The following is a 25265-nucleotide window of genomic DNA, read 5'->3' as shown; positions in this document are numbered from 1 at the left end:
CCGGGACAGGTGCTCCGCATTACGATCGGCGCCTGACAACGGCACGCTGCACGGCGGACCTTCACGGAGCAGGCATTCACCTTGTACGGGTCCGCCGCCCTGCCGCCCCCGGCCCACGCACAAGGGGCGGGGGCGGCTTCGGGCAGCCTGGTCCCCTACCGAGTCGGCAGGGGACCGGGCCGGAGGGAGCCGAGATCTGTCCTCGCTCCACGAGCAGCCCTCTCACCGGCGCCGTTCATCGTCTGCTGCCGTTGTGACGGCCCGGCCTCACTTCAAGTGCCGGCCGAAGAAACACATCCCGTCCTCCGCCTCGAACCACGGGGTGCCGGTGTGCCCGCCCAGATTGGCGTGCAGCGTCTTCTCCTTGCTGCCGAAGGCGTCGAACAGGTCCAGGGCCCGCTGCCGGGGGTTCCCTTCGTCGTCCCACTGGAGCAGGAGCAGCAGCGGAATGGTGACCTGCCGGGCCTCCTCACCCTGGGCCCGCGGCACGTAACCCCCGGCGAATAGACCGGCGGCCGCGATGCGCGGTTCGACCGCCGCCAGCCGAACGCCGACGGCGGCCCACCCCGAATACCCGACCGGACCGCCGATCCCGGGCAGCTCAAGGAGGGCGTCCAGGGTGGTCCGCCATTCCGGGGCCGCCTTTTCGACCAGCGGGCCGATGAAGGACTCGAAGATGTCGTCGACCGGCTCGCCGGCCCGCATCGCCCGGCGGAGGTCGGCGCGGACCCGCTCGTCGGCGGCGGAACGGGGCCGGTCACCGCACCCGGGGGCGTCGATGGCGGCCACCGCGTAGCCGTACGCCGCGGTGTGCCGGGCCCGGGCCACCAGCCGGGCTGCCGACTTGGGCAGACCGTTGTTGTGAGCCATCAGGATCAGCGGAACCGGTGCGGCGGATTCAGGCGCCCACAGGGTGCCGGGGATCTCGCCGAGGGTGAATTCGCGCGCGAGGACGCCGTCGTCGAGGCGCTGTGCGGAAGTGAAATGCATGGTCGTGCCTTTCGGGAGAGCTCTTGGACGGCGCTCCCGGACGACCTATCGCCCGACCGTGTCCCCGGAGGGGAGCACCCATGTCGATACTGCGTTCACGGGTACCACCTCCTCTTCTCTCGCACGGCCGACGGAAACGTAGCAGCGGTCGCGAGGGGCCGTCCAACGGTTTTGGGGAGGCTCCGTGGGCGGGTGCCACCGAGTCGGAATACTGCGCGGTGTTACTGGAGTCGCTTGGGGCGTCATCGCGGCTTTCTGAGGTGAGCCCTTTGCATCGACCACACGCTCCTCCCCGGGGGAACGTGGCCGCCCAGGCGCCGGCGGTGGCGGCGCGGGCCCGGCCGGAGGGGTGGGTTCCGTGCCCTCGGGCAGCAAGCCGTCGGCTCGCGGCATGCGTACGTCGACCAGGGCGACATCGATGCGATGCGTGATGACCGGCTTGATGGCGCACGCGCCATTGGACGCCTGGCCAGCACCTCAATGGCTTCGCCCCGACGTGGCGGCGGTCAGGGTCTGTTGTGCAAGTGCTGGTCACAGCCACTCGTTGAGGGCTGCGACCAGCACGGTCGCCTCGTAGCGGCCCGCGAGCTTGTCATACCTCGTGGCTACAGCCCGGTGGCGCTTGAGGCGGTTGGTCCCGCTCTCGACCGCGCGCCGCTGCTTGTAGTCGTCCTTGTCGAGCTTGGGCGGCCGTACGCCTCGCCATCCGCGCTTGAGGCAGTTGCGGACGCGGTCCGTCGGGCCCCTGATCCGCTTGCTTGGAGTGCACTCCAAGGACATAGCGTCGTGACGGCTGAACCGCACACCCGACGCGTCGACGCATCATTCCGTACGACCAACTGGAAAGGCAGCAAGTGGTAGACAACCAATTCACCACACAGGCAGAACTTTTCGATCTGTGTGGAAAGCGCGCGCTCGTCACCGGTGGCACCCGCGGCATCGGAATGATGATCGCGCGTGGCCTTCTCCGGGCGGGCGCCCGCGTGGTCATCAGCTCACGCAACGCAGAAGCGTGCGCTCAGGCGCAGGAAAGGCTGTCCCAATTCGGTGAGGTGCGGGCCATCCCCGCCGACCTGTCCCGCCACGACGAGTGCCGGCGACTGTCCGGCCTCGTCACCACCGACTCGGAGCGACTCGACATCCTCGTCAACAACGCGGGCGCCATGTGGGACGAGCCGCTGGCGACGTTCCCGGACGCAGCCTGGGACGCGGTCGTCGACCTCAACCTGAAGTCGCCGTTCTGGCTGGTCCAGGCGCTGCTGCCCGCACTTCGCAGGGCGGGCACCGCCGACGATCCCGCACGGATCATCAACATCGGCAGCATCGCCGCCATCCACATTCCCCAGCGGCCCAACTACTCGTACTCCAGCAGCAAGGCCGCACTGCATCAACTCACCAGGGTGCTCGCCAAGGAACTAGGACCGCAGCACGTCACCGTGAATGCCGTGGCGCCGGGACCGTTCCCGTCGACGATGATGGCTGCAACCCTCGACGAGTTCGGCGAGGCGATCGCGGCGTCGGCCCCACTACGCCGGATCGGCCGCGACGACGACATGGCGGGTGTCGCCGTGTTCCTCGCCAGCCGGGCAGGCGCATACCTGACAGGCACCGTGATCCCCGTCGACGGCGGCATCGCCACAACCGCGTAGGCCGGCCAGGGTAGTCGGCGGAGTTGAGTTTCACCGCGGCCGCGAAGCTCGGCGAGACGGCGGCGCGGACGGCACGGACGACGTCCAGCAGTGTCTCGGCCCGGTTTTCGAGCGATCCGCCCCACGCGTCGGTGCGCTGGTTGACCAGGAGGACAGGAACTGCGACAGCAGGTAGCCGTGCGCGGCGTGGATCTTCACGCCGTCGAACCCCGCCGCTTCGGCCCGCGCGGCCGTGACCGCGGACCGGGCCACGGTGGGCTCGATCTGCTCAGGAGCCGTGGCGACGGGACGCCGCCCGAATCGACTGCTGTGCTTTCCCAGGTCGACGCCGACGGCGGACGGGCCCCTCACCACACCGGGCATGTTTGCCTGGATCTGGCGGCCGGGGTGGTTGATCCGCATCCGTACGGCGCCGCCGCCGGACTTGGTCGCAGCGGCCCACTCGGTGAACGGCTCCACTGCGCGGCGTCGTCGAGTACGGCACCTGCCGGGCCGGTCAGCGCCTCGGCGTGGACCATGACATTTCCGGTGATCAGCAGCCCGGCGCCACCGGCCGCCCAGTTCCGGTACAGCGCCAGGAGCCGCGGGTCGGGCACTTGCCCGTCGCCGGCCATGTTCTCCTCCATCGCCGCCTTCGCGATCCGGTTGCCCAGCACCGTTCCGGAGCGCAGGGCAGTGGTGAGAACAGCTCGTTGGTCATCGGCGGGCCCACGGCGAGAGTGCGTACCACCACGACGGTCTGCGCGCCGCCTGCTTGCGTGCTGCGCGGGAGCTGCTGGAGGAGGACGGCAATGCCGGGCTGTCCCTGCGGGTGGTGGCGCGGCGGGCCGGCGTGTCGGCGTGTCGGCGTGTCGGCGTGTCGGCGTGTCGGCGTGTCGGCGACGGTCCCCTACCGCCATACGCGGACCGCGACGCGCTGGTTTCCGCGGTCGCGGCGGAGGGCTACCGGGAACCCGCCGAATGCCTGGCCACCGCTCCCCAGTCCCCGCGACGGCCGACGGCCGACGACCTCGCGACGGTCGCCGTCGCCTATGTACGCTTCGCACTCGACCACCCGGCGATGTTCCGGGTGATGTTCGCGGAGCCCTGCGACCCGGGCAATGAGGAACGGGCCGCCGCGACCGTCGCCGTCCGGGAATACGTGCGCGGCGCCTTCCCGCCGCCGACCCGGCCGCCTTGTCGACCGTGGTGTGGGCCCTCGTTCACGGCCTGGCATTCCTGCACCTCGACGGCACACTCGACGCCTCCGCCCCCGAAGCGGTCGCCGGGCAGGCCCGCGGCGCCGTCCACGCACTGAGCGGGGTCGAGTGCGCCGGCCCTCTTGCGCGGCAGTACGTCCTGGGGCGCCCCTCAGGGACTCGCCACGAGCACGGGTACCAGCGTAGCGCCGGGCCGAGCGATCCAGTACGCCTCGCGACGCGCGGCGTGCACCGCGCGACGGAGCAAGCACCGCTCGCCCGCCGGGACTTGGCAGGTCGGGCACTGCACGGAGTAGACGCCGTGGCAGAACCGGCGATGTGTCTCGTGCGCCGCCTCGTAGGCGGCGTCCGAGGCCGGGGAGGGGATGGTGGAGGGCGGCGTGGACGGCACTCTGCGGTTTCCGCTCGCGGTCGCGGGGGTGCCGGTCGTGGGGAGGAACGGTGCAGCGGCCCGCGCGGTGGCTGCGGGTACGGTGAAAGTGGCGCTCATGGAGGGGCGTCTCCTGGGTCCGTGGGCGAAGGCCGAAGCCCTCACCGTCTCTTACGTCTGCTCGCCGAATCCGTTACACCTCACCGTTTGCCCAGGTCAGGCGGGAAGATGTGCGGTGAACTCCGCCCTGGCCGGGGACCGGCGGGAGGAAACATTCGGGCGGGCAGGAAGAAGAGGAGAAAGGGTAGGGCACGCCCTGTCCGAATCGGGTCGGATTCAGGCCGGTTTCCTGTCGGGGCGGTAGCCGACGACTCTGGCGTATATCCAGCGATCACCGTATAACGGTTCAAGAGCTCCTACGAAGCGTCACGCCTCTCATGAGGTGCGGTCGGTGGAGTGTGCGCACAGCGCGCGGATGACGGATTGCCGGGCATCGTGAGCGTTCAGGTCGCACCTCGCACCCTCGTCCGTCCACGGCTGCCGATGTTCCCTTTTCTGGTGTCGGAGTGTCGGAGTACCGGACCGACCGCGCCCCGCACGGCCCTTTCGCGCTCTGCGCAAGCACCCGTCACGGACCTGGAGTCGCTTATATGAGCGGAACCACCCTCTCGCAGTTCTTCCTGGCCCTGGCACTCGTTCTCGGCTGCGCGAAGCTCTTCGGCCGGCTGGCGCGTCTGGTCGGGCAGCCGCGTGTGGTCGGGGAGATCTGCGCTGGTCTTCTGGCCAGTCCCATGGTCCTCTCCCCCGACCTGGTCGCGGTCCTGCTGCCCGGCGAAGTGAAGCCACTGCTCAGTGCGGTGGCCGACATCGGTCTGGCGGCTTTCATGTTCGCCGCCGGTTACGAACTGGACCTGTCGGTGCTGTACCGCCGGGCGACCGGGTCACTGGGGCTGCTCGTCGGGTCGATTCTGTGTCCACTCGCCCTGGGCGCGGCGGTGGCACTCTTTCTCGCCGATCAGTACGCCCCGGCGAACCGTACGGCATTCGTCCTCTTCGTAGCCCTCGCCATGTCCGTGACGGCGCTCCCCGTACTCGTCAGAATCCTTGCGGACCGCGGGCTGAACGGCCGGCCCGTCGGGAATCTCGCCCTGGGCGCGGCCGCCGTCGGCGATCTGACCGCCTGGGTCTGCCTCGCGGGAGTGGTGGCTTATGCAGGGGGAACAGGTCAGGTAAAGGTATTACTGCTGCCGCTCTACCTCGTTCTGCTGGTCATAGCACGGCCGCTGCTGAGGTCTGCGGTACGTGCGAGCCTGCGGCGGAACCGGACGGGTGCCGGACTCGTCTCCGCCGTGTTTCTGGGGCTCATGCTGTCGTGCGCGGTCACGGAGTGGCTCGGCATCCATTTCATCTTCGGCGCCCTGGCGTTCGGTGCCATCATGCCGCGCAAAGAACTGGCGGAGCTCCGGGGGTCGGTCCCGCGCAGCATGAATCAGATCGGCCAGCTCATGCTGCCGCCGTACTTCGTCCTGGCCGGCATGAACGTCGACCTCTCGGCGGTCGGTGTGTCGGCCGTGGCCGTCATCGCACTGATTGTCTGCACGGCGATGGTGTCCAAGATCGGCGGGGCGTATGTGGGCGCCCGGCTCTCCGGTATCGGCCATGCGGAGGCACTGCCCACGGCGCTGCTGATGAATACACGGGGACTGACCGAGATCGTGATCGTGGCTGTCGCTCTGGACGCCGGCATCATCGACCGGACCTTCTATTCCGTGATGGTCATCATGGCGATCGCGACAACGGCCATGACCGGGCCGCTGCTGACCTTGTTCACCAAGGCTCCGGAGGACAGTGCACCGGCCCCGGTGCTCGGCGAGCGCGCGAAAAGCATTGAATGAGGCGGACTTCTCGGCCGAACCGGCTGTCCCGGTCAACGGCGGTGTCATGCACCGTCGTTGACCGGGACGAGAGTACTGGTGGCCGCTCGCCGACGGCGGCCGCACGTCGAGTGGTGGCCCGTGCGCGCAAATGTCAGAGCGGATAACCGAGGCTGCGCAGTCCCTGGCGTACCGACTCCGGCGGGGCATTGTTCCGGGCCGGGCCCAGGGAGCGGTTGTAGTCGTCCAGCACGGCGAGCAGTTTGGGGTCGGGAGCACCTGTCCGGACGTGGGGAATCGTCCGGTCGTCGAAGTGTTCCGTCCGTACCCGCTCGTCCGGCGTCAGACGGCTCATCTGGTCGGTGTAGCGGTAGTGCAGTCGGACCAGCCTCGTACGGTCCAGGTAGGCGCTCTCGCCCAGAAGCACGTGCGGCAGCGCCCCGGGGTCCTCGCCGGCGCGCTGGCGTTTCTGGTAATGCACGAACTGCCGTGCGTCGGAAGTGTACGCCTGGGCCAGTGCCGGCGCGTCCCCCGTGAGCGTGGTCGTTCCCCGTACCACGTCGGCGCGGGATTCTCCGTCGAAGAGCCCCCGCCAGGGAACGTCGATTCCGGCCAGTTCCATGACCGTGGGCGCGATGTCCGCGGAGCGAATGCGCCGGAGGTGCCGGCCCTGGGCGACACCGTTTCCCGCGATGATCAGCGGTATCCGGAGAACGCCTTCCTCCAGCGAGTTGAAGTTCCCGTACGAGTCGTCCTCGAACTGCTGGCCGTGGTCTCCGAACAGGACCAGCAGCAGCGTCTTGCCCGCTTGGCGTACCCGGTCGACGAGCTGGGTGAGGAACGGCTCGAAGCGGCTCTGGAGGAAGAACTCGATCCCGTCCAGGTACATCTGGAAGAGAGTGTCGTACTTACCCGCGGCGTAGAGGTAGTTGATGGCCCGCTTGTAGCGCAGGAACAGCGCCATGTCCGCCGGCGTGCGATAGGTCTCGTTCAGTTCGTCGACCTGGTGGGGAACCTCCTCGGGCAGCAGGCTCTCCATCCAGGCGATCTTCTCCTGGTAGGCCGAGCCGCCGAAGCGGAGGTTGTGGAAGCCGTACGGCATGTGCATTCCGGCGAAGTGGGCCAGTGACAGGGACGTGTCCGTGGCGAGCACGGCGTCGATGAACTTCTGGTCCTCCTCGACGAGATAGGTGTCGATGTCCGCGGTGAATCCCAGTTGGTCACCGAGGATGACGGGAAAGTCGACCTTCATGAGGGTCTGCCGGCCGGCCCGGCGGGCGTGGGTGAACACCGACGGGCTGCGCAGAAACCCTTCATAGAAGGCATGCAGGCCGTGGCGTGCCGGATACTGCCCGGTGAACACCGTGGCGTGGGCGGCGGAGGTGTACGGCGCGGAGGCGATGACGTTGGTGAAGAAAGCGCCGGAATTCGCCAGGTCGTCCAGCACGGGTGTGGCGGGGGCCCGCAGGTCGGGGTACCGGAGCGGCCAGAGTTTGTGCGGGTTGGCTCCTACGCCGTCGCTTCGCAGGCAGTCCAGGGATATGAACACGACATGGTCGTACGGCTGGGGAGCGCTCATGGGCGTGATTCCTCTCGCTCAGGCGTGGTCGGACCACTCGTCACGACGCTGTCGGTGATACGGGCGTCCCGCCCCCTGGGCAGGAGGCGGGACGGGTTGCGGACGGCGCGCCGCGGCCACGGCCGCGGTGCTGCCGTCAGGCACCGGTCACGGGCCGCGTGCGATATCAGCGGCCTGCGGGCAACCATGCGCTGTCAACGGTCCGCAGGCCGTGTCCCGCAGACCGTGCCCTGTCATTCGGCCGCAGGCCGGATGCTGTCGGCCGCGACCGTCATACGGGGCCGGGGCGGGCCGAGATCGCCCGCAGTCCCAGTTCGGCCGCGGCGCTGAGGCTGGCGGCGACGGGTACGGCGACGGCCGCCGCCTTCTCCGGGTCGTACGAGCCGTCGGCCAGCAGGACGCAGGAGGCACCGACCGCGACGGCCGCTTCGTTGTCGTCCAGGGTGTCACCGATGAGCAGCACCCGGTCCATGCTGAGCTCGGCCGGATGCCGCTCCCGTACGGCGTCCAGATGCCGTGCCAGTACGGCCTGTTTGCTCTCGGTGCGCTGCTGCCGGGCCATCCCCTCGGCGACCAGGAAGCGGGACGTCAGGCCCTCTCGTTCGAGCAGGGCGACCACCTCGTCGTGCTCCCCCATCGACAGCAGGGAATGGGTGACGCCGGCGCCCGCCAGGCTGTCCAGGATTTCGGCGACGCCTTCCCGCAGGCGGGCCCGGTCCAGCAGATTCCGGTACGTCCGGTGATAGCACTCGGCGATGGCTTTCCACTGGAGGTCGGTGAAGGTCCGGTCCAGCAGGCTCGTGTAGAAACTGCGTACCGGGCGGGTGAATGCCCTGCGGTACGCCTCGTGCGTGATGTCCCCGCCGCCGACGGTCCGGCAGGCGGCGCTGGCCGCGGCGACGCTGATGTCGATGTCGTCGAAGAGCGTGCCGTTCCAGTCCCAGACGATGTGGGCCGTCACACCCGCACTTTGCCGGAGGTCAGCAGGTGAATGCGCTTCTCCGGCGGTACCGGCGGAACCGGGCGGTGGCTCAGCCACATCGTTTCCTGCCGGTCCAGGATGTCGAGATACTCGGTCCGGACCTCCTGGTACCGCTGAGCCGTCTCCGGGAACACCGACTCGTAGATCATGTCGCACAGGTGGAGATTCCTTTTCCAGTGATCTTCGTCTTGGGCCGTCACCGGCATCACGCCCCAGAAGCGGAACGGTATGTCCAGCAGCCGGTCGCGCGCGTCCGGTATGTACGGCGTGTAGATGTTCGACTGAATGTGGTAATTGGGGACGAGCCCTCGGCTGATGATGCTGCGGATGTAGTCGATCTGGCCGAGGTCGGCCTCGTAGTCGATGTCGAGCAACCCGGAGATGAAGCTGGGCTTGATGGAGATGCCGCGGGCGGCGGCGAACTGGAGGCGGTCCTCGAAGCTCTCCACCTCCACCGGCTTGTTGATCTCCTTGCTGGTGAAGTTCTCGATACCGACGAGGACCGAGTGGCATCCCGTCTCGGCCATACGGTCCAGGTTCTCGTCGGTGAGCGTCACCAGACACGTCTGCTGCGACCAGGCGACACCGGCCTCCGCCAGCACGTCCATCATTTCGTCGGCGTGCTGCTGCCGCATGAAGAAGAACGGGTCGGCCACGGACACCGCTTCGGCGCCGTATTCCGTCTGGAGGTACCGGACCTCGTCCCGCAGGATTTCGGGGTCCTTGTAATTGATCTTGTAGACCATGGGGTTCAGACAGAAGGTGCACTTGTACGTGCAGCCGATGCTGGTGACGACCGTGTAGCGGATCTTGTCCCGCACTTCGGGTGCGTACGTCTCGCCGATCCAGGAGTTGTCCGGCCGGAAGGTACGGAACTTCAAGTCGTCCGCCCGGCCGAACACCTGCTTCGCCCACGCGAAGATGTCGCGGTTGGTCACCACGAACTCGCAGTCGGCTTCGAGCTTGAGCAGGTCGGGCCGGAGGAAGTGGTTGGAGCTGACCGCCGGCCCGCCGACGAGGAGTTTCGCGGGCGAGCGTCGGGACACGTCGAGGGCGATCTGGCGCGTGCTGTCGTACGAGTTGACCGTCGAGGAAATCAGGACCGCGTCCGGACGGTGGTCCAGGACCCGCTGCATGTTCTCCTCGTACGTACCGAAGTTGAAGTCGACGACCCAGGCGTCCGGTGTGTAGTGCCGCGCGATGCTGTAGAGGTACGTCAGCGCCTGCGCGATGTGGTAGGTCGAACCGTTCTTGACTTCCGTCGCCAAGTGCGGGCGCCATCCCGTGCAGTACCCAACGTGCGGAAAAATGATGACAACCCGCATGGTTACCCTCTCTGTCGTCACCGCACCGATCACGTCCGGCCGGGACGCCTGCCCGGCCGGAATCGGCAGCAGCGGTGCTGAAGAACAGAATTCGCCGGATCGACGGGCGAGCAGACGGGCAGGTCCTCCGACCGTCGTGCGACGAGAATTGCCGCGCACTTCCCGCACGTGCACCGAAGGTGGTCCCCTGCTCGATTTCCCAGCAGGCTAACGACGCGCCTCTCGGAGCGTCAAGCGTCATACACACCGGCTGTCAGCACCTATTCCGCCGAGGGGCCGCACGGGAAATCATGAGCCCCTCGGCGGTGACGGTCGTTCGTTCAGGACGGTGCGGGCAGCCCCAGAGCCCTGGCCGCCCAGGGCAAGGCCACTCCGAGCTGACGTCGCTGAATGTCACGCACCATGGGCGCTTGCGGAATCACCGGCAGGCCGGCCCGCGCGGCGAAGAAGCCGGCCACCAGCGCCGCCAGTTCCGGCGGGACGTCAGCCACCTCTTCCGGTTCCGGTCCGCCCTCCAGGCGGAGGCTCGGCAGCCAGAAGGCGACGTCGAACCGCGCATTGCCGACCGCGGCGTGATTCCAGTCGAACAGGAACGCCCGCCCCTCCCGGAAGCACAGGTTGTCACTGCGGACGTCCAGGTGCAGCAGGCTGTCACCGTCCAACTGCTCCGGGCGCGCCGCTTCGAGCAGAACGGGGAGCGCGCGGTCGAGCCAGGCGGCGGAACACAGTCCCAGGGAGAGGAACGGCTTCGGATCGGCCGCCACCTCGGGCCAGTTGTCCTCGCCCATGTGCGTGGAACGAGCCGTCGGCAGCCCGGGGGGCGCTTCGTGTCCGGCGACCGCCCGCAAGGTCGCGAGCACCGCGTCGACCTTCTCCCTCGACCAGGGAGGACTCCAGTCGCCGTCGGAGAGGTCTTCCAGGACGAGTACCGGAAGCTCACCGTCGTCGTGCCAACCGAGCACGCGCGGCACCACGTCGAGACGGAGCGCGGCGTAGACTTCGTACTCCCTGCGCAGCCACTCGGCGGTGATGGCGTCGTCGGCGTGTTTGACGAACGCGGTCCGGTCGTGGGCCAGGCGGACGATCCAGCGGCGATTGTTCGTGTAGCCACGCCCTTGGATTCGCTCCGCCGACTTTACTGCCTGCCCCAGCGCCCGTTCGATGCGCAGGGTCTCATCTTCGTGCAAATACATCGGCACACATTAGCATTTTCGCTTCTGCCGCATTCCCTGCTTCGCCGGGTGCGGTGCATTCTCGCCACCTTTCTGTCCGACGATCGCCGACGCGTCACCGAAGCTCCTTTTATCGGACACTCCGGCGATACCACTCAGCACCTCCGATTCCGTCGGCGGACGGCAGCCGGCGGCGTGACATCACGTCAGAAGTAACCCTCGCGCTTGCGGTCCTCCATCGCGGCCTCGGACATCCGGTCGTCCGCCCGGGTGGCCCCTCGCTCGGTCAGCCGTGACGCCGCGATCTCGGCGATGACCTGCTCGACCGTCCGGGCGTCGGAGTCCACCGCCCCGGTGCACGACATGTCGCCGACCGTCCGGAACCGCACCGTCCGCCGTTCCACCGCCTCTGCGTCCTTCGGCCCGCCCCACTCCCCCGGTGACAGCCACATGCCGTCGCGGCGGAACACCGTGCGTTCGTGGGCGAAATAGATGTCCGGAAGCTCGATCTTCTCCCGGGCGATGTAGTGCCACACGTCCAGCTCGGTCCAGTTGGACAGCGGGAAGACGCGCACGTGTTCGCCGGGGGCGTGCCGCCCGTTGTACAGCTGCCAGAGTTCCGGCCGCTGCCGGCGGGGATCCCATGCGCCGAAGTCGTCCCGCAGCGAGAACACCCGTTCCTTGGCGCGCGCCTTCTCCTCGTCCCGCCGTGCGCCGCCGAGCACCGCGTCGTGCCGGCCGGCCGCGATGGCGTCCAGCAGCGGAACCGTCTGCAGCGGATTGCGGGTACCGTCCGGGCGCTCGCGAAGCTGCCCTTCGTCGAGGTAACGCTGTACCGAGGCGACCTGCAGCCGGAGTCTGTGCACGGCCACGGTACGGTCCCGGTGGTCGATGACTTCCGGGAAATTGTGGCCGGTGTCCACGTGCAACAGCACGAAGGGCAGAGGAGCCGGCGCAAAAGCCTTCAGCGCCAGGTGCAGCACGACGATCGAGTCCTTGCCCCCGGAAAAGAGGATGACCGGCCGCTCGAATTCTCCGGCCACTTCGCGAAGAATGTGCACCGACTCGGATTCCAGCACGTCGAGGTATGCCAGAGAACGAACCGGAAAGCTGTCACTGCCGCCGTGACCGGCTGCCCCGGTGGCCGTGGAGGCCCGTTCTTCGCCCGCTGCCCGCATCGGCTCCGCCTCCTACGCGTTGATCACGGCGTCCACGGGCACCCCGTCGAGGTCGCATGCCAACCGGCGGCGCCCCGCCAGCGCCACCAGTTCCAGCATGAAGGCCACGCCGACGACGTCCGCCCCCGCCTCCGAGACCAGTGAAGCGGCCGCCAGGGCGGTGCCCCCCGTCGCCAGCACGTCGTCGACCACGACCACCCGGTCCTTCGGCCCCAAGGCGTCACACTGGAGCTCGAACTCGTCCGTCCCGTATTCCAGTTCGTAAACACGGCGGAACGTCCTGCCCGGCAGTTTGCCGCTCTTGCGTATGACCGCTAGTCCCAGCCCGGACCGTACGGCCACGGGCGCGCCCAAGAGGAAACCACGGGCCTCCAGGCCGACAACCATGGTGGCTGCGCGGCGGCGGCACACCTCGGCCAGCGCGTCCACGAGTGCGGTGAACGCTCTCGGGTCGGCCAGGAGTGAGGCGTAGTCCTTGAACAGCACACCGGGATACGGATGGTCCGGCACATCGCGGATATAGCCGGCCAGCCACGTGGCCAGAGGCGTCGCCCCCCTCTGGCCGTCTCCGTGACCGCCCTCCCGGGCGCTGCCGCCCGCAGAAGCAAAGGGCCCGTTCCCGGGGTGACCGGCGTGCAGCGGCGGCATCATCTCCATTCCGACCGGTCCCCGTAGCCGAGGCGCTCGGCCATGCCGGCGGTATTCCGGTCGATGGCCGGCTCGATCACCCCCGCACGCTCCTTCCAGCGCCATTCTCGCGGTCGTGCGGTCGCCACGACCGGCCGGATGCCGTGGTGCACCGCCCGCCGGAAGCCACCGGTCAGGGAGATACCGAGCCATTCGCTCAGCTTCTCGAAGGCGGCGATCCGACTGGCCGGGCCCGCGGACAGGTCCTCGAACCGGACGGTCATACGGTCGATCGACGTGTCGGTGAGATGACCGAGTACCGCCTCGTGGGCGCTGCGCCATTGGAACGCGCAGACGTCGGCCAGTGGCGCGCCGGTGTACTCCTCCCAGCCGGGCGGGAGGTCGAACTTCCACCACCACTGGTTGTCCTCGTTCTGCTCGACGTACCCGTGAATGCCCAGGGGTTTCTCCATCCGGTGTGCGTGAAATCCGTGATGGCGCCATCCGTCGTAGAGGCCGTTGACGGCCGCGGCCGGATTGCGTGTCAGGTGCAGCACCCGGAAGCGCGCCTGCGGGAAAAGCGACCGCAGGAAGTGCAGGCGGTACGCATTGCTCGGTGTCTTGACGACCAGAGGCTTGTCGCGCAGGTCGGCGAGGTCCGCCCGGCGCCAGGGACGCGCCACGACGAACGGCGGCTCCTCCACCAGAAAGTCCCCCGGCGCCCGCAGTCCGGTGTCCGTGGACGGATACCTGCGCTCGGCTTCTTTCGGCAGATCGTAGTAGCGCGGATCGACCGGCAGGCCCCGCCCGGACAATTCCTCCAGTACGGTCAGCAGGCACCCTGCCTCGTCGGACTCCCCCGGCGCGTCCGTGGGCCGTCGGTACGGACGTGCGCGCCACGCGCGGCGGACCGTTTCGACGAGTTCCAGCGGCTCCAGCGGCAATTCCGGCCATTGCACGATCAGCCGCCAGGCCATGTCGGCGCAGAGCTGGTTCTCGTCGCGCTCCTGGGCCGCGCTTCCCGCGTCCCGCGCCATTTCCTCGGCCAGTACCGAGCGGGCCCAGGGCTCCAACGCGGCCGCGTGCTCGGCACCCAACGCGTCGGAGCCGGTACGGCTTTCGGGGTGGCCGAGCCCGGCCAGGCGGAGAAAGGGATTGGTCTCCGCCTGGAAATGCAGCAGTTCACGGGAGTACCGCAGCAGCTCGGCCACCATACTGGAGCCGCCGCGGGAACTGCACGCGAGCACCACGACCTCGCCGACCCTGCCGAGGAAATCGGTCACGGCGGGGCCGCGCAGGGGCCGCAGCGCGTCCAAGCGCCGGTGCAGCGTGCCGAGCCCCTGCGGTGCACGGACAGAATGCGTGGTCATCCGGCCATCACCGCGGTTTCCGCAGCGAATAGACACACCAGCGCCACTGGTCGTTGATGGAGCCGTCGGCCAGCACCTCGAACGGATGGGCTTCGCGCACCTCACGCGGTGCTTCGTAGAACAGCCGCTGGATCTCCCGGCGATGCGCCGGGGTGGTCTCGTGCGTGTCGATCCACTGGTCGATGGACTCCCACAGCAGGTACTCGGTCATCCGGACGTCCTGGAATCCGGCGCCGAGGAGCAGGGAACGGAAGTCCTGCTCGCGGAACATCTGGTGCAGCAGCGGCTGTTTCTTCTTGAAGACGCGGTACATCCAGAAGGCGTCCTCGTCCGCGTACGGGACGATCTGCCCCACGATGAACTGCCCGCCGGGCCGCAGGACCCGGAAGATCTCCGACACCGGACGCTCGGGCTGCGGGAGCAGGTGCAGCACCTCCCGCGTGACGACCAGGTCGAAGGAGTCGTCCGGATAGGGCAGGTCGTAGACCGTGCCCTGATCCACGCGGTCGAGCCGGGTGGAGGCCAGGGCGACCATCTCGGGGGTGATGTCCAGCCCGACCGTCTCCCCGACCCGGTCCTTGAAGGAGGCGCCCACCACACCGCTGCCACAGCACACGTCCAGCATCCGGGCGTCGGCGGGCACCTCGCACAGCGCGGCGTGCCGGGCGAGCAGGTCGCCGTCGGTCAGCCAGGCGCAGGAGTCGTGCCAGTTGCGGGAGCGGATACCGAACTGCCGTTGGTACACGGTGTAGTCGATGGCGAGGTCGCGCCGCTGTACGCGGGCGGTGCGGCCGGCCAGCCGGGCGGCGAGCCGGGCGCGGGTGGCGTCCAGCACCCGGGCCACGATCCGCCGTCCCAGCTCCTCGTCCTTCTCCATCCGGCGGCTGAACTCGCTGTCGACGGCCTCCTGGACGACCTGGCCCACTTCGGGGTTCTGCAGCCGCTTCTTGGTCTGCCCGTCGAAGCGCGGGTCGTCCATGCGCAAGGAGACGACGGCGGTGAGCCCTTCGAGGACGTCGACGGAGGTGATGCGCTCGCCGAGGTGTGCGTCCAGCATGCCGCGCGCGGTGGCGTAGCGGTTGATGGCCTGGGCCAGCGCCGAGCGGACCGCGTCGACGTGGGCGCCGCCCTGATCGGTGCGGACTCCGTTGACGAAGCTGCGGATCTCCTCCGTGTAGCCTTCCGTCCACTGGAAGGCCAGTTCCAGGGCGCTGTGGTCGCCGGTGGCGTCGACCACGATCGGCTCGGGGTGGACCACGGAGGCCGCCCGGTTGAGGTGGGCGAGGAAGCCGCGTACCCCCTCCGCGAACGAGAAACGGGCCCGGGTGCCGGTCAGCCGGTCCGTCAGCCCGACCGTGAGTCCGGGGTGCAGGAAGGCGATCTCCTGCAACCGCTCGGTCAGGGTCCGTACGGAGAACGCGCAGGTGTCGAAGATCGTCGCGTCCGGCCGGAACGTGACCCGGGTGCCGCTGCCGTCCGCCGCTCCCGCCTTCGTCAGCTCCGTCAGCGGTTCGCCGCAGGAGTACTCCTGGTAGTGGTGCACCCCGTCCCGCCGGATGTCCACCCGGAGCCATTCGGCCAGGGCGTTGACGCAGGAGACGCCGACGCCGTGCAGTCCGGCGGACCGGCTGTAGGCCGAGCCGCCGAATTTGCCGCCCGCGTGCAGGGTGGTGAGGACGACCTCGCAGGCCGGACGGCCGGTGTCCTGGTGGACGTCGACCGGGATGCCCCGCCCGTCGTCCTCCACCGTGCAGGAGCCGTCCGTGTGCAGGGTGACCGACAGCTCGCGGGCATGGCCCGCCTCGTGTTCGTCGACGGCGTTGTCGAGCAGTTCGAAGACCAGGTGGTGCAGGCCGTCGGGGCCGGTGGAGCCGATGTACATCGACGGGTTGCGGCGTACCGCCTCCAGCCCGGAGAAGACCATGATCGCCGATGCGTCGTAGGTGACGGCCACGGCCGTCCGCGAGTCATCCGTCATTGCGGACTCCCGTGAGTGCGGGGTCACCGGCGGGTTCGTCCGAGTGACGGGCCATCTCCTGCAGTGCGGCGTCGAGCCGGGCCGTGTGCTTCTTCTTCAGCGCCACGAGCGTGGTGAGCCAGCTCGCCATGTCCGCGCCGCCCTCGTCGAGCGCGGCGGCGGTCAGCCGCGGGTAGGTCTCGCCCGACTGTTCCAGGGCGGCCGTCACGGACGAGGCCAGGTTCAGCGGTGTGTCCCCCACGTCCCGGAAGCCCGTGGACGGGGTGGCGTCGCGCAGTACGTCGAGGTGGCCGTGCGCGGCACAGGTGATGCTGTCGGCCAGGTCGGTGAACAGCTCCGCGACCTGGGTGTGGCCTTCTGTCTCGGCTATCTGTGCGAAGTACGCGTAGCGCAGCGCGGTGGTGGCCTCCGCGGCGAACACCGCGCGCAGTTCGGCCGCCAGGCTCTCACTTGGCTGTGGCATGGGACTCCTCACCGGCTCCGCCGTCCGACGCGGCCGGCTTGGTCCCCGCCGCCACGACGAACAGCATGTGGTCGACGATCCGTCCGGCCGCTTCCCGGACCGCGTGCAGGGACCTGAACTCCTCGGTGGCGCCCCGGTAGGCGGCCCGGATCGCCTCGCGCCGCTCCTGGCCGATGGCGCCGTTGTCGGACCAGACGTCCACGTCCTCGGCGGAGATGTGGCGGCGGGTGCACACCGGATCGCAGCCCGCCGCGCCGAGCAGTTCGGCCGGCTCCTCCGGAAGGAAGAAGTGGCGGCGTACGGGGTTGCGCAGCCGGAGGATCTCGAAGTACGTGTCCCGGTCGTGCGGCCCGTACGCGCACAGGTTCACCAGGACGACCCGGCCGCCGGGCCGCACGACCCGCACCATCTCCTCGACGGCGTCGGGCAGGTCCATGAACTGCATGCCCTGCCGGCACACCACGAGGTCGAACTCGCCGTCGTCGAAGGGCAGCTTCTCGGCCGGCGCCACCACCAGTCTGTCCAGGAACGGCGCGGCCTGCTCCGCCATCTCCTCGGTGAGGTCCAGGCCGACCACCTCGGCCACCCGCCCGGAGAAGAGGCGGGAGACCAGGCCGGTACCGCAGGCGACGTCCAGGACCCGGGCGTCGGGTGCCGGGGCGCCGAGGTCGAGAACGATCTCGCCGAGTCCCTGGTCGGTGCACCAGGAACTGGACCGGTCGTAGGTGGCGGCACGCATTCTGAAGTGCTCGGTCACGTCATCTCGCGTGATCGGCAAGGAAGGACCTCCCTTTCGTCTTCTCCGGTTCCGTCACCACCCGCGGGCGCCGCCCGCACTCGGGGCCGGCCGGGTGGGTGTCAGGCGGCACTGCGCCGGGCGGCGACCGGTGCGGTCGTGGTGTGCCGGCGTCGGAGGTGGACCCGGGCATGCGCCCTGACCCGCAGCCACCTCACGTAGACGTCCCTGCCGAGCCGCAGGGAGTAGTTCCGGTCCTGCGTGAGCGACCGGAACTCCACCCGCAGCCGCAGCGCCGCGGACCGCACGGCCAGCTCCACCGGGGAGGGGGTGCGGCAGGCGTGCGCATCGGGATGGACCGGGTAGCCGAGGCCGCTTTTCAGCGGCCCCGTCACCTTGTCCACCAGCAGGCGCTCGCCCGGGGTCAGGCCGGCCTGGTGGGCGCCGATCCGGTCGGTGGTGACCGGGGTCCCGGCGTTCCGCCATGCTTCGGCCCACCCGGCCGTGCGGCGGGCGGCCGGCGACCGGTGGTGTTCGAGCATGGCCGGGTGGGGTTCCTCGGCCAGGAAGGAGCAGAGCCGTTCGATCTCCTCCCGCGGGCGTGAGACCAGGTCCTCGTAGCGCAGCAGGTGGACCGACTCCGGCCCCCACCTGGTCAGCGCGGCCCGCGCCTGTTCCTGCTGCCGGCGCCACAGGTGGGCCATGCGGTAGGGGTGGCTGTAGCCGAAGATGGACCGCTTGGCCGAGGATCCGACGTCGCAGGGGTCCCTGACCAGCCATATGAAGCGAGCCTCGGGGAAGTGAGCCAGCGCCTCGTCCACGTGGTCGACCATGAAGGTGCTCTTGCAGCCCCAGCGCGCGGCGCCCTCGGCTTCCCGGTACTGGTCGTACACGGCGGCCACCACTCCGAAGAGGGTGGGGGCCGCCTCCTCCACCACGCGCTGGGGGTCGACCGGGTGCTGCCAGGGGTGGATGTGCCGTCGCAGCAGCCCTACGGCGTCCTCGGCGGCCTTCCGGCGATTGGCCTCGACGGTCAGGTCGCCGTAGGAGCCGGCGGGCGTGGCGAGGTAGCGCATGAAGTGCGGCGGATGCGGGACGCAGATCCGCGGATGCGCGTCCAGGATCAGGCGCAGCAGGTTCGACCCGGACCGTTCGGTGCCGATGATGAAGATCGGGCTCTCCGGTCCCGGCGTCGCCTTCACGCGCCACCGAGGGCCGCGGCGCGGCGCATCATCTCGGCCCCGCTGGGGACGAGGCGGCTGCCGAGAGCGGCGACCTCGGGGGAGGCGCACTGGTCGAGGGTGAAGCGCCCGGAGCCGGGCACGAGCCCGCCGGCCGCCGAACTCCACTTCTCGCGCCAGCCGGTCCCGGCGTAGGAGGTCGAGCGCTCCAGGCCGTCGTGCGGCTGCGGGTGGAAGTACCAGAAGTTCTCCGGGTAGTGCTTGAAGTTCATGACGGGCCCGGGCTGGTAGGCGTCGTAGATGCGCTGGTAGGCGTCGCGGCAGGCACCTTCGGACAGGCCGCTGATGTTGAGGAACTCGTCCTCGTGCAGGGCCTGTTCGATCGACAGCCAGTTGAGGTGGTCGATCTCGGAGCGGATCAGTCCGGAGGCGATGGCCTGTTTGTAGACCGTGGTGCCCGGCATGGCCGACAGGTACTTGACGCGGGTCACGTGGTTGTACGTCTCGGCGAACTGGACCATGTGGTTGAGCGACTCGTTGCTCTCGTTCGGCAGGCCGACGATGAGCAGGGAGCCGAACCGCACATCGTTCTCGAAGGTGGTCCGCATCGCCCGTACGGTGAGGTTCTCGCTGCTGCCCTTGCGGGCCTCCCGGAGGACTTCCGTGCCCAGCGACTCCACTCCGTAGAGGATGATGTCGCAGCCGGAGTCCCGCATGGCGGTGATGCGCGGGGTGTCCATGTCGGCGCACCGGGTCAGGCACGTCCAGCGGATGTCGTGGTCCTTGATGGCGTCGCAGATCTCTATCGTCTGCCGGCGGTGGGAGCTGAAGGTCAGGTCGACGAAGAAGCAGAAGTCGACGCCGTACTGCTCCTTCAGCCAGGCCATGTCCCGGTCCATCTTCTCCTGGGACTTGGCCCTGACCTGGGGCGTCGTGCGGTAGCAGAAGGAGCAGTCCATCTTGCAGCCACGGCTGTACGAGGAGATGATCTGCGGCTGCATCCCCATGGGGCTGTGGTATTGGGGCCACAGGTCGAGCCGCATCCTGGGCAGTGAGTCCAGGTCCATCATCTGGCCGCGGGCCCGGGTGCGCTTGGGCTCCCCTTCGGGGGTGCGGTAGCAGATGCCGCGGACGTTGGGCAGGTCCTGCTCCCACTTGCCGGCGGCGAAGCTCTCCATGAGTTCGAGGATCGTGATCTCGCCCTCGCTGATCACGGCGACGTCGCACGCCGTGCTCTCCATGAACACATGGGGCACCGAGGTCACCAGTGAGCCGCCGCAGATGATGGGGACGTCCGGTTCCGCGTCGCGGACCATCTGCATCAGTTCGCGGCAGAACGGGAAGTTGTCCTCGAAGGTGCACACGCCCAGGACGTCGGTCTGGCCGACGATCTGGTCGTAGGCGGTCTTGAGCGGGTTCAGCGCGTAGCGTACGTCGACGATGCGGACCGGGAAACCGGCGTTGTGGAGCACGGTCGAGATGTAGGAGGCACCCTCGTACGGAGAGGTCAGGAAGAATTCCCAGCCCCGGGGCATGCTGAACGGTGACGGGCCGACGACCAGGGTGAAGCTCGGGAGGGAGGGATCCGTGGGCACCGGCTCGTCGTCCTGCTCACGCATCTGCCGCATGTAGCGCTGGTCGACGGCCTCGTCGGCATTCGAGTACAACTCCAGCGCCAAAGATTTCTGTGCCATGAGTACTCCCTACTTGCCAGGTGATGTGTCCTTATCCGCTGGCCTGCCGGTCGTCCGGCACCACGATCCGGCGCACCTGGTCGGCGAATTCACGCCATGAATCCGCACAGCCGTCGGCGAGTTCGGCCACCATTTCCGCCCAGTGCGGCGGAACACCGTCCACGAGGTGGCCACCCGCCTCCATGAGCAGCTCTTGCGCGTCGAACAGCCGTAAGAGCGTCCGACCCATTTCGGTGAAACGGATCGAAGGGTCTTTCTTGAGGGTGCGGTGCAGCTCGGAAATATCCGGTACGGGCTGCCCGCCGGTGGTCCTCCCCGCCGGCTTCCGGTCTCCCAACTGCGGCGTGGGACGCCCGGCCGCGTTCTTGCGCTTGCTCGCCGGAGCGGAGACTTCACGATAGCGCACCGGCACCGGATCCCGGCCCGAACGCAGACGTTCACGTACATCGTGTGCCGTACCCAGGGAAATCCCGACCGTTGTGGCCACTTCTCGCAGCGGCATGCCAGGGTGTTCCGTCATCACCCGGGCGGCCGCCTTCCGCAGCTCCGACATGTCCAGCGGCCGGGTCCTGCCGTCATTGCCGACGCGCGTGTTCGAATGAGGAATTTCCTCACTCGAACGCCGCCGGACGGCCGCGACGGTCTTGGGGGACAGGCCGCTCACCCGGGCCACGGACCGGTCGGAGAGATGGGGATGGGACCGTACTATTCGTGTCGCCGCGGCGGTGCGCTCCTCCAGGGAAAGCGGCAGCCCGTGCCGCACATTGCTCTCCACCGCCAGTACGAAGGCATCCGCCTCCGAACCGTCGAAGAAAATACAGCGGATGGTCCGGTCGCCGCGCTGGACCGCTACTTGGAGCCGGTGCATTCCGTCCAGCACCCGCATGGTGGGACGGTGCACGAGAATGGGAGGAAGGCTCGCTCCGGAGGCGAGCAGCAGTTCCACGTGCTCACGGTTGAGCCCTCCGGAACGGGGAGAATCAGTCGAGCTGCGCAGTTCCGTCAAGGAGACCAGGTGCAGGGAGTCTTCAGCCGGTCCGGGTTCACACACTTTGCCGAGGTCTTGCAACAGCGACCTCCTCAGAAGTACTCCTCCAAGGTCACCCACCAGTCTATGCACGTTCAGTCAATAGCCGATCAACAGCGGATCTACGCGTAAGCGGAAGGATGCCGACCGTGACGAGTCTCGTGCTCATCTCCCTCGACACCGTGCGGGCGGACGTGGCCTACTCCGGGAAGATGCCCGGGATCGAAGCACTGCGCCGGCGGGGTACGACCTTCCGGCAGGCCGTCTCGTCCGCTCCCCTGACCCCGATCAGCCATGCCAGCGTGTTCACCGGCCTCCAGCCGGCCCGGCACGGCATCCGCCATCTGCTGCGTGAGCAACTGCGCCCGGACATCACGACGTTGGCGGAACGCCTGCAAGCGGCGGGCTACGCCACCGGCGCGGTGGTGTCCTGCCCGGGGCTCAACCGGTGGTACGGCATGGACCGCGGTTTCGACCACTACGACGACGAGATCCCCCGGCTGCCCGACGGCAGTGACCCCCTGACCGTCAACGACGTCAAGCTGCGCGGCCTGGCGCTCAAACGCGCCCCATTGGTGGCGGACCGCGCCGCGGCCTGGGCGGCACGCCAGGAGGGCCCCTTCTTCCTGTTCGCGCACTTCTTCGACGCCCACTGGCCGTACGAGCCCCCGGAGGACTTCTGCCCGGATGCCGCCAACCCCTACGAGGGCGAGGTGGCGTACAGCGACCATTACCTCCAACTGCTGTTCCGCAGGCTGGAGGAGGCCGGGCACCCGCTCGACGACCTGCTGGTCGTGTGCTTCTCCGACCACGGGGAGGACCTGGCCGGCTGGTATCCCAACGACCACTCCGGCGACCTCGGCCACCCCTACGAGGAGGGGCACGGGTGCCTGCTGTTCGACACGACGCAGCACGTTCCGCTCATCGTCGGCGGGCCGGGCGTACCCCGGGGACGCGAGGTCGCCGAGCAGGTCCGGCTGGTGGACATCGCTCCCACCGTCCTGGAGCTGCTGGGTCTGGACCCGTACAAGGACGGTCCCGACGGCCGCTCGCTCACCGAGTTCTTCGGTGCGCAGGCGCCTGCGTCCCGGCCCGCCTACTCCGAGACGTACCACCCGGAGGAGCGGCGGTCGGACGGGCGCTACCCCGACCTGCTGCCCCTCGCGTCGATCCGGCTGTGCGAGGGCGACAGCCGCCAGAAGGTCATCTGGCAGATCGGCGGCGACCGGGTCGAACAGTACGATCTGGCCGCCGACCCCGACGAGCTGCGCGGCCGGACCCTGTCCTCCCGTCAGAACGACGAGACCGGTCCTCCTTGGTGAAGGAGCTCCGCCGGCCCGGCGGCCGGTGAGCCGAGGATGTCGTCCGCGAGCTGAGCGGCCTGCGCGCGGATCTCCGCGATGGCGGTGGTCTCCCACTGCGAGCCCCGCCGCAGCGGGCCGATGGCCAGCAGGGCCGGGTCGGGCCGACCCGCGCGGTCGAGCAGCCGTCCGCGGCGGTCCGTGGCCATGCCCAGCCGCAGGGAGTCGGGCACGGCCAGTCCGTCCCGCAGCAGCCAGGTCAGCAGCGGGTCGGTCGAGCCGGTGATGTCCCGTCCGAAGCCGGTGCAGTTGATCACCCAGTCGTAGCGCACGGGCACCGGCCCGGCACCGACGTCGAGCCCGGCGACGACGCCGCGCGGGCACTCGCGCAGATAGGCCGCCCGCCCCTTGCGGGCCTTCAGCCGGCCCGAGCCCAGCGCGCGGCCGAGCCGGTGGGCGGTGGTGGGCGGCAGCCGGTGGCGGTGCACGTCCCAGTACGTACCGAAGCGTCCCAGGAAGTCCCGCTGATCGTCGGCGTCGAGCCGGCCCCACAACTCGCCGGCGCACGGTCGCAGCGCGTCGATGATCTCCCGCCAGCATTCCGGGCTCCGCCGCATCTCGGAGCGGACCGTGCTCACGAGCCGCGCCAAGGTGAGCCGGTCGTCCGCCAGCAGGGCGCCCACGACGTGCGGATGCCCGCCGTGCGAGCAGCCGGCGCCGTGCGGCCGGGGCAGCAGCCCGTGCCGGGACACCGCGTCGACGCGTACGCCCACCGAGCCACCGAGCAGGCTGAGCCCGATGTCCACCGCGGTCAGCCCGTTGCCCAGCAGCAGCACCGAGGAATGGTCGGCCACCGCCGGGAGGCCGCTGTGCCAGGGAGAGCGTACGTACCGCGGTCCCGCCTGCGCCGAAGCGAACGGATCGCGCCAGGTCGCCGCGTTGCCCATGGCGAACACGACACGGTCCGCCGCCACACACCGGCCGTCGGACAGCGCCACCACCGGCCGCGGGAGGCCGGGAAGCACCCGGCGCGCGCGGCGGCGCACATGCCACAACTCGCCGGTCTCCGCCGTGCGCTCCCGGGTCTCGCGCAGCGTGTCGGCCAGGTAGGCACCGTACGTACCGCGGGGCAGGTAGTGGCCGGAGGGCGTGTCCGGGTCCCGGCGCCTCAGCCAGGCGACGAGGTGTCCGGGATCGTGGGCCCTGGCGCCGGAGCGCTCCATCGGCGTGTTCATCAGGTGCCGGGGGTCCCGCGAGGCGTAGGCCGTGCCACGGCCCAGCTCGTCGGAGGGCTCGATCAGCGAGATCCGTACCGGGCGGCGTGACGCCGCGCTCGCCTCCAGCAGGTGGACGCAGGCCAGGGTTCCGCTGGCTCCGCCGCCGATGACGGCCACCGAGACCGCGTTCCGGTTCACGGCTTCCTCCCGGCCGGCGCGCCGGCGTCGTCCCGCAGCAGGATGCCGGTGAGACAGCCGAGCGCCCCCGCGGCCTTCACGTACTCCCCGACCTCCACGGTGTCCACGTACAGTCCCGCTGCCTCCAGGCGCCGCCGGGTGTCCGGACAGCCCGCGGGCATCAGCACGACCCCCGGCGCGAGCGTGACCAGGTTCATCGCCCGCCTGCGCACCACCTCGTCCTCCGGCGGCAGTTCGATCACCTCGTATCCGTGCTCGTGCAGAAGGGCGCGCAACTCCGCGGTGGCCGCCGCGGCGTGCAGCAGTACGCGCCTGCGGTCGACGAAGACCAGGGAACCGAGGAGGTGCTGCACGCCGGGGCCGAGCGGTACGACGACGGTCTCCACCCCCTGGCGTCCCAGTTCGTCGCCGACGACCGCCGCGCCCTCCGGGTTGGTGCGGAAGCCGCAGCCCACCACGACCGTGCTCTCCCCCAGCCACAGGGCGTCCGCGCCCTCGAAGGTGGCCGTGCCGGCCGGGGTTCTCAGCAGGGGGACGCCGAGGGCGGCCAGGGCGACGGCCGCGAACCGCTCCTCGCCCGCCCGCTGGGCGGAGGCGGGACGGCCGAGCACCACGCCCTGCGGGGTCGCGAGAAAGAGGTCCCGCATGAAGATCAGGTTGGGCCCCGCGTGCGCAGGGGGCCGGACGAGGTGAACGGTCACGCCGTGCCGGAGGTACGCCTCGGCCACCGCGTCCGCCTGCTCCCGTATCCGCCCCAGGTCCACCTTCGCGGACATCAGGTGGCCGCCGGGCGCGTCACCGGCCCGCTCCAGGCTGTCCGGCGGACGGGCGAGCACCACCTCCCGCAGCGGGGCCACCTCCGACCGGTAACCGCAGCGGTGCCACAGCGTTCCCGCCGCCACTTCCTCGTGATGCGCCGCGGTGCGTGGCACCCAGCCGTCACCACCCAAATCGCTCGGCGTGGTGTGGTGCGTGGCATGGCGCAGCTCGGCCGTGCCACCGTATCGACCGGTCCGTTCCACTCAGCCCTCCAACCTTCGTCGGCCCTGAAAGCGCGGGTGGTACGGCGCTCGGGCCCTCCGGACCCACGGCTCGCGATGCCGAGCTGTCGGGCGGTGCGTCATCGTGGACGTCCACGGGGCCGCCGCCGTCCGT

22 protein-coding genes and 2 pseudogenes are annotated in these 25265 nt (G+C 69.3%); 4 read left to right on the top strand and 20 right to left on the bottom strand.

Translation table 11 applies throughout. The features are described 5' to 3' along the window. Positions 1–267: 267 nt before the first annotated feature. The gene (locus tag ACZ4QV_RS34070; protein WP_467763842.1) at positions 268–990 is read right to left on the bottom strand and encodes a dienelactone hydrolase family protein; all 723 of its coding nucleotides are present in this window, start codon (positions 988–990) and stop codon (positions 268–270) included. A gap of 531 nt (positions 991–1521) precedes the next feature. Further along, on the bottom strand, positions 1522–1764 hold the full coding sequence (locus ACZ4QV_RS34065) for a hypothetical protein (protein ID WP_467763841.1): 243 nt from the start codon (positions 1762–1764) through the stop codon (positions 1522–1524). An 80-nt stretch (positions 1765–1844) separates the two neighbouring features. On the opposite strand from ACZ4QV_RS34065, the gene ACZ4QV_RS34060 reads away from it, so the two are divergent. Beyond that, the gene (locus ACZ4QV_RS34060; protein WP_361587671.1) at positions 1845–2639 is read left to right on the top strand and encodes an SDR family oxidoreductase; all 795 of its coding nucleotides are present in this window, start codon (positions 1845–1847) and stop codon (positions 2637–2639) included. Between the two features lie 91 nt (positions 2640–2730). On the opposite strand, the pseudogene ACZ4QV_RS34055 reads toward ACZ4QV_RS34060, so the two are convergent. Then, positions 2731–3041, bottom strand: a pseudogene (locus ACZ4QV_RS34055) (oxidoreductase); the annotation flags it as partial. Continuing rightward, a complete protein-coding gene (locus ACZ4QV_RS34050) occupies positions 2987–3295 on the bottom strand; it encodes a hypothetical protein (RefSeq protein WP_361151122.1) in 309 nt (102 codons plus the stop codon). The gene ACZ4QV_RS34050 and the pseudogene ACZ4QV_RS34055, both read right to left, overlap by 55 nt. Before the next feature lie 83 nt (positions 3296–3378). Here ACZ4QV_RS34050 and ACZ4QV_RS34045 point away from each other — a divergent pair. Next, positions 3379–3935, top strand: a pseudogene (locus ACZ4QV_RS34045) (TetR/AcrR family transcriptional regulator); the annotation flags it as partial. 54 nt (positions 3936–3989) lie between these two features. Here the strand turns inward: ACZ4QV_RS34045 and ACZ4QV_RS34040 are convergent. Beyond that, positions 3990–4328: a hypothetical protein gene (locus ACZ4QV_RS34040; RefSeq protein ID WP_361150969.1), complete on the bottom strand. Its 339-nt coding sequence runs from the start codon at positions 4326–4328 to the stop codon at positions 3990–3992. 530 nt (positions 4329–4858) lie between these two features. Between ACZ4QV_RS34040 and ACZ4QV_RS34035 the strand changes: the two genes are divergently transcribed. After that, on the top strand, positions 4859–6103 hold the full coding sequence (locus tag ACZ4QV_RS34035; protein WP_361587673.1) for a cation:proton antiporter: 1245 nt from the start codon (positions 4859–4861) through the stop codon (positions 6101–6103). A 133-nt stretch (positions 6104–6236) separates the two neighbouring features. On the opposite strand, the gene ACZ4QV_RS34030 is transcribed toward ACZ4QV_RS34035, so the two are convergent. The 13 genes from ACZ4QV_RS34030 to ACZ4QV_RS33970 all read right to left on the bottom strand — a co-directional run bounded on the left by ACZ4QV_RS34030 (position 6237) and on the right by ACZ4QV_RS33970 (position 21313). Next, entirely contained in the window at positions 6237–7661 is a 1425-nt protein-coding gene (locus ACZ4QV_RS34030) for a sulfatase-like hydrolase/transferase (protein WP_361150963.1), read from the bottom strand. Positions 7662–7932: 271 nt separating this feature from the next. After that, a complete protein-coding gene (locus ACZ4QV_RS34025) occupies positions 7933–8622 on the bottom strand; it encodes an HAD family hydrolase (protein ID WP_361587676.1) in 690 nt (229 codons plus the stop codon). Further along, a complete protein-coding gene (locus ACZ4QV_RS34020) occupies positions 8619–9911 on the bottom strand; it encodes a B12-binding domain-containing radical SAM protein (RefSeq protein WP_467763840.1) in 1293 nt (430 codons plus the stop codon). Before ACZ4QV_RS34020 ends, ACZ4QV_RS34025 begins: the two co-directional genes overlap by 4 nt. 377 nt (positions 9912–10288) lie before the next feature. Continuing rightward, positions 10289–11161, bottom strand: coding sequence for an aminoglycoside phosphotransferase family protein (locus tag ACZ4QV_RS34015; protein ID WP_361587680.1), 873 nt, complete (start codon positions 11159–11161; stop codon positions 10289–10291). Positions 11162–11346: 185 nt separating this feature from the next. Beyond that, positions 11347–12318 carry a sulfate adenylyltransferase subunit CysD gene (gene cysD, locus ACZ4QV_RS34010; RefSeq protein WP_361150953.1) on the bottom strand — a complete coding sequence of 324 codons (972 nt, stop codon included), beginning with the start codon at positions 12316–12318 and terminating at the stop codon, positions 11347–11349. Positions 12319–12330: 12 nt separating this feature from the next. After that, positions 12331–12849 (bottom strand): adenine phosphoribosyltransferase, encoded by a 519-nt coding sequence (locus tag ACZ4QV_RS34005; protein WP_467763863.1) that lies wholly within the window; start codon positions 12847–12849, stop codon positions 12331–12333. Positions 12850–12965: 116 nt separating this feature from the next. Beyond that, positions 12966–14315, bottom strand: a complete 1350-nt coding sequence (locus ACZ4QV_RS34000) for a sulfotransferase (RefSeq protein WP_467763839.1) — start codon at positions 14313–14315, stop codon at positions 12966–12968. Between the two features lie 7 nt (positions 14316–14322). Then, positions 14323–16293: a methyltransferase domain-containing protein gene (locus ACZ4QV_RS33995; protein WP_361615715.1), complete on the bottom strand. Its 1971-nt coding sequence runs from the start codon at positions 16291–16293 to the stop codon at positions 14323–14325. Further along, positions 16283–16756: a ferritin family protein gene (locus tag ACZ4QV_RS33990; RefSeq protein WP_361150947.1), complete on the bottom strand. Its 474-nt coding sequence runs from the start codon at positions 16754–16756 to the stop codon at positions 16283–16285. The genes ACZ4QV_RS33995 and ACZ4QV_RS33990 overlap by 11 nt, the downstream gene beginning before the upstream one ends. Then, the gene (locus ACZ4QV_RS33985; RefSeq protein ID WP_361150945.1) at positions 16740–17534 is read right to left on the bottom strand and encodes a class I SAM-dependent methyltransferase; all 795 of its coding nucleotides are present in this window, start codon (positions 17532–17534) and stop codon (positions 16740–16742) included. Before ACZ4QV_RS33985 ends, ACZ4QV_RS33990 begins: the two co-directional genes overlap by 17 nt. An 80-nt stretch (positions 17535–17614) precedes the next feature. Then, complete coding sequence (locus ACZ4QV_RS33980; RefSeq protein WP_361150943.1) at positions 17615–18694, bottom strand: sulfotransferase family protein; 1080 nt, start codon at positions 18692–18694, stop codon at positions 17615–17617. Continuing rightward, a complete protein-coding gene (locus ACZ4QV_RS33975) occupies positions 18691–20367 on the bottom strand; it encodes a B12-binding domain-containing radical SAM protein (protein ID WP_361150941.1) in 1677 nt (558 codons plus the stop codon). The genes ACZ4QV_RS33980 and ACZ4QV_RS33975 overlap by 4 nt, the downstream gene beginning before the upstream one ends. 31 nt (positions 20368–20398) lie before the next feature. Further along, the gene (locus tag ACZ4QV_RS33970) at positions 20399–21313 is read right to left on the bottom strand and encodes a ParB/RepB/Spo0J family partition protein (protein WP_361150939.1); all 915 of its coding nucleotides are present in this window, start codon (positions 21311–21313) and stop codon (positions 20399–20401) included. Between the two features lie 221 nt (positions 21314–21534). Between ACZ4QV_RS33970 and ACZ4QV_RS33965 the strand changes: the two genes are divergently transcribed. Continuing rightward, positions 21535–22716 carry a sulfatase gene (locus ACZ4QV_RS33965; protein WP_361636084.1) on the top strand — a complete coding sequence of 394 codons (1182 nt, stop codon included), beginning with the start codon at positions 21535–21537 and terminating at the stop codon, positions 22714–22716. Here the strand turns inward: ACZ4QV_RS33965 and ACZ4QV_RS33960 are convergent. Both ACZ4QV_RS33960 and ACZ4QV_RS33955 read right to left on the bottom strand, forming a co-directional pair. Further along, positions 22686–24110, bottom strand: a complete 1425-nt coding sequence (locus tag ACZ4QV_RS33960) for an FAD/NAD(P)-binding protein (RefSeq protein ID WP_361150934.1) — start codon at positions 24108–24110, stop codon at positions 22686–22688. The two genes, ACZ4QV_RS33965 and ACZ4QV_RS33960, sit on opposite strands and share 31 nt — an antisense overlap. After that, the gene (locus ACZ4QV_RS33955; protein ID WP_361150932.1) at positions 24107–25042 is read right to left on the bottom strand and encodes a dimethylarginine dimethylaminohydrolase family protein; all 936 of its coding nucleotides are present in this window, start codon (positions 25040–25042) and stop codon (positions 24107–24109) included. Before ACZ4QV_RS33955 ends, ACZ4QV_RS33960 begins: the two co-directional genes overlap by 4 nt. Positions 25043–25265 lie beyond the last annotated feature (223 nt).

The organism is Streptomyces sp. NPDC026394 (genome assembly GCF_055567735.1).
This window is presented reverse-complemented; position numbering and strand designations above follow the sequence as displayed.

Excerpts from the sequence above, each read along its gene's own strand:
- ACZ4QV_RS34070 (WP_467763842.1), bottom strand. The coding sequence starts at position 990 with ATGCATTTCACTTCCGCACAGCGCCTCGACGACGGCGTCCTCGCGCGC.
- ACZ4QV_RS34040 (WP_361150969.1), bottom strand. The coding sequence starts at position 4,328 with ATGAGCGCCACTTTCACCGTACCCGCAGCCACCGCGCGGGCCGCTGCA.
- ACZ4QV_RS34035 (WP_361587673.1), top strand. The coding sequence starts at position 4,859 with ATGAGCGGAACCACCCTCTCGCAGTTCTTCCTGGCCCTGGCACTCGTT.
- ACZ4QV_RS34030 (WP_361150963.1), bottom strand. The coding sequence starts at position 7,661 with ATGAGCGCTCCCCAGCCGTACGACCATGTCGTGTTCATATCCCTGGAC.
- ACZ4QV_RS34015 (WP_361587680.1), bottom strand. The coding sequence starts at position 11,161 with ATGTATTTGCACGAAGATGAGACCCTGCGCATCGAACGGGCGCTGGGG.
- cysD (WP_361150953.1), bottom strand. The coding sequence starts at position 12,318 with ATGCGGGCAGCGGGCGAAGAACGGGCCTCCACGGCCACCGGGGCAGCC.
- ACZ4QV_RS34000 (WP_467763839.1), bottom strand. The coding sequence starts at position 14,315 with ATGACCACGCATTCTGTCCGTGCACCGCAGGGGCTCGGCACGCTGCAC.
- ACZ4QV_RS33995 (WP_361615715.1), bottom strand. The coding sequence starts at position 16,293 with ATGACGGATGACTCGCGGACGGCCGTGGCCGTCACCTACGACGCATCG.
- ACZ4QV_RS33990 (WP_361150947.1), bottom strand. The coding sequence starts at position 16,756 with ATGCCACAGCCAAGTGAGAGCCTGGCGGCCGAACTGCGCGCGGTGTTC.
- ACZ4QV_RS33975 (WP_361150941.1), bottom strand. The coding sequence starts at position 20,367 with ATGGCACAGAAATCTTTGGCGCTGGAGTTGTACTCGAATGCCGACGAG.
- ACZ4QV_RS33965 (WP_361636084.1), top strand. The coding sequence starts at position 21,535 with ATGCCGACCGTGACGAGTCTCGTGCTCATCTCCCTCGACACCGTGCGG.